Source organism: Streptomyces zinciresistens K42, assembly GCF_000225525.1.
In the GTDB taxonomy this organism is placed as follows: Bacteria; Actinomycetota; Actinomycetes; order Streptomycetales; family Streptomycetaceae; genus Streptomyces; species Streptomyces zinciresistens.
In genome coordinates this window covers 1-6,160 of sequence record NZ_AGBF01000287.1, presented here as the reverse complement: position 1 = coordinate 6,160, position 6,160 = coordinate 1, and the positions used below count along the sequence as shown (strand labels likewise).

Sequence of the window (6,160 nt, the reverse complement as noted above, 5' to 3'; positions counted from 1 at the left end):
CCTGACCCCCAGTCAGTGGGGTTTGCCTTCCCGGCCGTTGGGCCGTTCCGACGAGTGAGACTTTAGCGGATTCCTTGCTCCCGACCTAATCGGGGGCCTGCGTTCTTTCGAACGCGGATTCCTCATTCCGCAAATACGCGCACCAATGAAACGACGGCAGATGGTTCGACAGCCGTCGAATGGTGATGGGCTCCTGCGGAGTGGCTGTCCGGGGACCGACCGGGGTCGGCGCTCACGTCGGACAACTCGGAGAACAGTACGGACGGCTCTCCCGCGTGTCAACTTCGCTGCGGACGGCACCCCTGCGGCGGACGTGCCCCCGGCTCTGGTGGGCCGCAGGGGGCGGCGCGGGCGTCAGCTGTTGCCGGAGGCGAGTTCGCGGCTTCGGTCGCGGGCGGCTTCGAGGGCGGCGATGAGGGCCGCCCGTACGCCGTGGCTCTCCAGTTCGCGGATGGCGTTGATGGTGGTGCCGGCGGGGGAGGTCACGTTCTCGCGGAGTCTGACGGGGTGTTCCCCGCTGTCGCGGAGCATGGTCGCGGCGCCGATCGCGGACTGGACGATCAGGTCGTGTGCCTTGTCGCGGGGCAGGCCGAGGAGGATGCCGGCGTCGGTCATGGCTTCGACCAGGAAGAAGAAGTAGGCCGGGCCGGAGCCGGAGAGGGCGGTGCAGGCGTCCTGCTGGGACTCGGGGACGCGGAGGGTCTTGCCCACCGCGCCGAAGATCTCCTCGGCGTGGGCGAGGTCGGCGGCGCTGGCGTGGCTGCCGGCGGAGATGACGGACATGGCCTCGTCGACGAGGGCGGGGGTGTTCGTCATGACGCGGACCACGGGGGTGCCCGCGGCGAGGCGCTCCTCGAAGAAGGAGGTGGGGATGCCCGCGGCGCCGCTGATGACGAGGCGGCCCGCGGGCAGGTGCGGGGCGAGTTCGTCCAGGAGGGTGCCCATGTCCTGGGGCTTGACCGTGAGGATCAGGGTGTCGGCGGTCTTGGCGGCCTCCGCGTTGGTCACCGTGGTGACGCCGTGTCGGCTGCGGAGTTCCTCGGCCCGTTCCGGGCGGCGGGCCGTCACCAGGAGGTCGGCCGGGGTCCAGCCGCCGCGGATCATTCCGCTGAGCAGGGCTTCGCCGATCTTTCCGGTGCCGAGGACTGCGACTTTCTGGGTCATGGCTGAGGTGCCCTCCGGGGGTTGCGTCGTCCGGCCTCATCCTCCCACCGGGGGCTCGCGCTCAGGTGGCGTGTCCGGTGGGCGGACGTGGCCGGCGGCCGCGTGCTCCGGTCGGTCGGGCCCTCGGTCAGGCCGTCCTGCGGCGGAGGGTCGCCGCGCCGAGGCACAGGACCAGCAGGGCGCAGCCGGCCACGATCAGCGTGTCGCGCACGAAGGCGGCGGTCATGTCGGTGTGCCGGAGGACCTCGTTCATGCCGTCGACGGCGTAGGACATGGGCAGGACGTCGGAGACGGCCTCCAGGGCGGGGTGCATGGCGTCGCGCGGGGTGAACAGGCCGCACAGCAGGAGCTGGGGGAAGATCACGGCCGGCATGAACTGGACGGCCTGGAACTCCGAGGCCGCGAACGCCGAGACGAAGAGGCCGAGCGCGGTGCCGAGCAGGGCGTCGAGCAGGGCCACGAGCAGGAGCAGCCAGGGGCTGCCCGTGACGTCGAGGCCGAGGAACCACAGGGCGAGTCCGGTCGCCAGGGCCGACTGGACGATCGCGAGGGTGCCGAAGGCGAGGGCGTAGCCGGCGATCAGGTCGCCCTTGCCGAGGGGCATGGCGAGCAGTCGTTCGAGGGTGCCGGAGGTCCGTTCGCGCAGGGTGGCGATGGAGGTGACCAGGAACATCGTGATCAGCGGGAAGATCCCGAGGAGGGAGGCGCCGATGGTGTTGAAGGTGCGGGGGCTGCCGTCGAAGACGTAGCGCAGCAGGACCAGCATCGCGCAGGGGACGAGGACCATCAGGGCGATGGTGCGCGGGTCGTGGCGGAGTTGGCGCAGGACCCGGGCGGCGGTGGCGAGCGTGCGGGCCGGGCTGAGGGCGCCGGTGGGGGCGGGGCGGGCGAGGCCGGCGGTGTTCGTCGTGGTGGTCATCGCGTGGTCTCCTTCGCGCGGGCTGCCGCGGCCGCCTCGTCGACCAGGTGCAGGAAGGCCGCCTCGACCGTCTCGGACCCGGTGCGGGTGCGCAGGGCCTCGGGCGTGTCGTCGGCGAGGATCCGGCCCTCGCGCAGGAGGAGGAGGCGGTGGCAGCGCTCGGCCTCGTCCATGACATGGGAGGAGATGAGCAGGGTGGCGCCACGGGAGGCGGCGATGTCGTGGAAGAGGGTCCACAGGTCGCGGCGCAGGACGGGGTCGAGGCCGACGGTGGGCTCGTCCAGGACGAGGAGTTCGGGGGCGCCGAGGAGGGCGACGGCGAGGGAGACGCGGCTGCGCTGGCCGCCGGAGAGGCTGCCCGCCAGGGCGTCGGCGTGGCTGGTGAGGTCGACGTCGGCGATGGCACGGTCGACGTGCTCGTCGCGCCGGTCGGCGGCCGCGCGGCCGGGGTCGAGGATCGCGGCGAAGTAGGCGAGGTTCTGGCGGACGGTCAGGTCGTCGTAGACGGAGGGGGCCTGGGTGACGTAGCCGATGCGGGTGCGCAGGGCGGGGTGGCCGGCGGGGCGGCCCAGGACGTCGAGGGTTCCGGTGACGTTGGCCTGGGTGCCGACGACGGCCCGCATGAGGGTGGTCTTGCCGCAGCCGGAGGGGCCGAGCAGTCCGGTGATCCGGCCGCGCGGGACGGTGAAGTCGAGGCTTCGCAGTACCTGGCGGGGGCCGCGTACGACGTCGAGGGAGGCGGCGCGGACGGCGGGCGCGGACGGTGTGCCGGGGGGATCCGATCGGACCCGCCTGTAATTCATCATGCGATGAATATTGCTCTCGGTGGGCTGTACCCGTCAAGCGACCGGGTGGGAGTCCCGCACGGGCCGGGGCGTCGGGCCGTGCGGGACTGCCGGGGCCGCGCGGAAGCGGCGGTCCGGGGCCCTGACGGGAGGTTCGGGCCCGTGCGGGAGGGCCGCGGCCGTGCGGGAGGGCAGGGGGTCAGGGCCCCGGCGGTCAGGGGGTGGTGGCGACCAGGAGGTCGACGTCGTACGTCTCCTCGACGACGCCGTCCGGGAACGTGCCGAGGAGCAACTCCCTTTCCTCGTCGAGGAATGCGGCGGCGGCCCCCGGGCTCTGGACCAGGAGGAGCGAGTGGCTGCCGATGTTCGCGAGATGCACCGCGAGCGGGACGCGGCGGCTCCAGCGGACCTCGCGGCGGCTGAAGGCGAGGCGGCGGGAGGGGTCGGCGAGCGCGGCGTGGGCTCCGCTGCCGTCGTGGTCGACGGCGGGGTGCGGTCCGAAGCGGTGTGCGATGCGCTCGGCCTGGGCGGCGTGCCAGGGGATGTCGAGCGGGGTGGTGTTCCACCACAGGGCCAGGGCGCCGCCGGGACGCAGGACGCGCAGGGCCTCCGGGACGGAGTGGGCGGGGTCGGTCCAGTGCCAGGACTGGGCGTAGGTGACGAAGTCCGCGCAGGCGGAGGCCAGGGGGAGGGCGTCGCCGCTGCCGCGGACCAGGGGGAGGCCGGGGTGGCCGCGGCGGAACTGCGCGGCCATGCCGGCCCCGGGTTCCACGGCGAGGACCCGCGCGCCGCGGTCGTGCAGGAGGGCCGTGGAGATGCCGGTGCCCGCGCCGACGTCGATGACGCGGGCACCGGTCAGGGGGCGGCCGGCCAGTTCCTCGACCGTGTCGAGGAGGGCGGGCGGGTAGGAGGGGCGGTTCGCGGCGTACTGGCCCGCGGCGGCGTCGAAGGAACGCGCGCGGTCGGTGTGCGAAGGGGCGGCCGTCATACGGCCATGGTGAGCCCGGCCGGGGTGGGGAGCGCCGGGCTTGCCGGGAGGGACACGGCGGGGCCGCTCGGCTGACTCGCGCCTCGCGGGGTGCCGCGGGGCCGGCCGGTGAACCCTCCGGGTCGCGGCGTCAGGAACGCTTGCGGCGCTTCGACGGGTCGCCCGTGCGGCGGGTCGCGCGGCTCTCGTACTGCCTGCGGGCGCTCTCGTACTCCTCGCGGTGGAGCTTCTCGCCGGGGGCCTCGACGAGGGAGCGGAGGAAGTAGGCGAGGAGGGAGCCGACGAAGCCGATGGTGAGCAGGCCGCGCAGGCCGGCCTGGTGGTCGGTGTCGGGGCGCTTGGTGAACGCCTCCCAGGTGTGGCGGAAGGCGAGCGCGCTGCACACCGCGAACATCACGACGACGAGGGCGGTGACGAGACTGCCGGGTCCGGCCATCCTGACGCCCTCGTACGCGAAGCGCAGCACCAGGCAGGAGACGGCCGCCGCGGCGAGCGAACCGGCGGCGACGGCGATACGGCGGCCGGTGTAGCCGTGGTCGTGGTCGACCCACGTGGTGCCGAAGAAGCGCAGGGGCTCGGGGCGGGGGCCCGTGGTGTCGGCGGGGGTGGCCGGGGTGCCGTTCTTCTCGCTCACATGTCGATTATGGCTCCGGCTGCCCGGCGACCCGGCACGGGCCGCCCGCGCGGCCCGGCGCGATCGGGGTGAGCGGGGGTGTCGGGAGGCGCCGGGAGGCGCCGCAGGGTCGGGGGCGGCGGGCTGCGGCCCGGCTCGCACCACCCCGGGCTCCGGCTCGCGCTCCCCCGGTCACCGGCACGCCGGATGCCCCGCCCTGCCCCGGCTCGCGCACCCCCGTCCCGCCCCGTCCCGCCCCGTCCCGGTCGCGTACGGCCTGTCGCCGTACGCGACCGGGACGGCGTTGCGGCGGGTCAGGCGCAGCGCGGCCGGACGTAGCCGTCGCTGCCCGTCTGGACGTAGGCGTCCGAGACGTACTCGCCGTCGCCGATGTTGTCCCAGATGTTCGACGTGCCGTAGGGGCCGGACACGCTCGTGCCCGGTGTCTGGCAGTAGATCTGGATGCGCGCGCCCTCGGGCAGCAGGCGGACCACGGAGTAGCCGGTGCCGGGACCGCTGCGGACGTTGAGGCGGACGCCCGGGGCGACCGAGTAGTAGCGCAGGGCCTCGGCCGTGGCGGCCGGGGCCGCGCCGCCGCCGTCCCCCGTCCCGCCGGCTCTGCCGACCTCTTCGACGCGTTCTGTGGACATGATCGAACCTCCCCCGTTGCTCCCCATGCCAGCCATGGGGTCCCGTTGATTCCCCCGAATCACGCCACGCACACCTGCGGGTGTGCGGGAACCCGCGGGTGGGCACGCCGCCTCCGACTCGTACGCGTCATCGACTAGGCTCCGTGCGTCGCGCGCGTGGACGAACAGCACGGGGGTGGTCGCATGGCGCCACGGCACAACACCGGAGCGGGCGCGGAAGCGGAACTTCCTGATCACGCCGGTCACTACCGTCTGGACGCGCACCTGGGCTCCGGTGGCATGGGGGTCGTCCATCTCGCGCGCAGTACGTCGGGCATGCAGCTGGCGGTGAAGGTCGTACATGCCCAGTTCGCCAAGGACCCCGAGTTCAGGGGGCGTTTCCGGCAGGAGGTGGCGGCGGCGCGCAGGGTGAGCGGGGCGTTCACCGCGCCCGTCGTGGACGCCGATCCGGAGGCCGAACGGCCGTGGATGGCCACGCTGTTCATCCCCGGCCCGACCCTCTCCGAGCAGGTCAAGCGGAACGGCCCGATGGAACCGGCCCAGTTGCGGCGGCTGATGGCTGGACTGGCCGAGGCGCTGCGCGACATCCATCGGGTGGGCGTGGTGCACCGGGACCTCAAGCCGAGCAACGTGCTGCTCGCCGACGACGGGCCGAAGCTCATCGACTTCGGCATTTCTCGGCCAAAGGACAGCGAACTGCGCACCGAGACGGGGAAGTTGATCGGCACTCCGCCGTTCATGGCGCCGGAGCAGTTCCGCCGGCCCCGCGAGGTCGGGCCGGCCGCCGACATCTTCGCGCTGGGCTCGGTGATGGTCCACGCGGCCACCGGGCGCGGGCCGTTCGACTCGGACAGCCCGTACGTCGTCGCCTACCAGGTCGTGCACGACGAGCCGGACCTGACCGGCGTACCGGCGAATCTCGCGCCGCTCGTGCTGCGTTGCCTGGCCAAGGAGCCCGATGACCGGCCCACGCCCGACGAGTTGATGCGCGAGCTGCGCTCGGTCGCGGCGTCGTACGACACACAGGCGTTCATACCTGCC

General features: G+C 73.5%; 7 protein-coding genes. 1 reads left to right on the top strand and 6 read right to left on the bottom strand.

What is annotated here, in order from left to right; translation table 11 throughout:
• Positions 1-354: 354 nt before the first annotated feature.
• From proC to SZN_RS34620, 6 genes are all read right to left on the bottom strand, one after another.
• Entirely contained in the window at positions 355-1,164 is an 810-nt protein-coding gene (proC, locus tag SZN_RS34645) for a pyrroline-5-carboxylate reductase (protein ID WP_007504485.1), read from the bottom strand.
• A gap of 127 nt (positions 1,165-1,291) precedes the next feature.
• Positions 1,292-2,083 (bottom strand): ABC transporter permease, encoded by a 792-nt coding sequence (locus SZN_RS34640; RefSeq protein WP_007504484.1) that lies wholly within the window; start codon positions 2,081-2,083, stop codon positions 1,292-1,294.
• On the bottom strand, positions 2,080-2,889 hold the full coding sequence (locus SZN_RS34635) for an ABC transporter ATP-binding protein (protein ID WP_007504483.1): 810 nt from the start codon (positions 2,887-2,889) through the stop codon (positions 2,080-2,082). The genes SZN_RS34640 and SZN_RS34635 overlap by 4 nt, the downstream gene beginning before the upstream one ends.
• 193 nt (positions 2,890-3,082) lie before the next feature.
• Complete coding sequence (locus SZN_RS34630; RefSeq protein WP_007504482.1) at positions 3,083-3,856, bottom strand: class I SAM-dependent methyltransferase; 774 nt, start codon at positions 3,854-3,856, stop codon at positions 3,083-3,085.
• 130 nt (positions 3,857-3,986) lie between these two features.
• Positions 3,987-4,490: a hypothetical protein gene (locus SZN_RS34625; protein ID WP_007504480.1), complete on the bottom strand. Its 504-nt coding sequence runs from the start codon at positions 4,488-4,490 to the stop codon at positions 3,987-3,989.
• A 293-nt stretch (positions 4,491-4,783) separates the two neighbouring features.
• Positions 4,784-5,119 carry an SH3 domain-containing protein gene (locus SZN_RS34620; protein ID WP_007504478.1) on the bottom strand — a complete coding sequence of 112 codons (336 nt, stop codon included), beginning with the start codon at positions 5,117-5,119 and terminating at the stop codon, positions 4,784-4,786.
• 183 nt (positions 5,120-5,302) lie between these two features.
• Between SZN_RS34620 and SZN_RS34615 the strand changes: the two genes are divergently transcribed.
• A partial coding sequence (locus SZN_RS34615; RefSeq protein ID WP_007504476.1) for a serine/threonine-protein kinase occupies positions 5,303-6,160 on the top strand: 858 nt, incomplete at its 3' end.

Bases quoted from the DNA above. Each gene is read 5' to 3' on its own strand.
- SZN_RS34620 (WP_007504478.1), bottom strand. From the start codon at position 5,119: ATGTCCACAGAACGCGTCGAAGAGGTCGGCAGAGCCGGCGGGACGGGG.
- SZN_RS34635 (WP_007504483.1), bottom strand. From the start codon at position 2,889: ATGATGAATTACAGGCGGGTCCGATCGGATCCCCCCGGCACACCGTCC.
- SZN_RS34640 (WP_007504484.1), bottom strand. From the start codon at position 2,083: ATGACCACCACGACGAACACCGCCGGCCTCGCCCGCCCCGCCCCCACC.
- SZN_RS34630 (WP_007504482.1), bottom strand. From the start codon at position 3,856: ATGACGGCCGCCCCTTCGCACACCGACCGCGCGCGTTCCTTCGACGCC.
- proC (WP_007504485.1), bottom strand. From the start codon at position 1,164: ATGACCCAGAAAGTCGCAGTCCTCGGCACCGGAAAGATCGGCGAAGCC.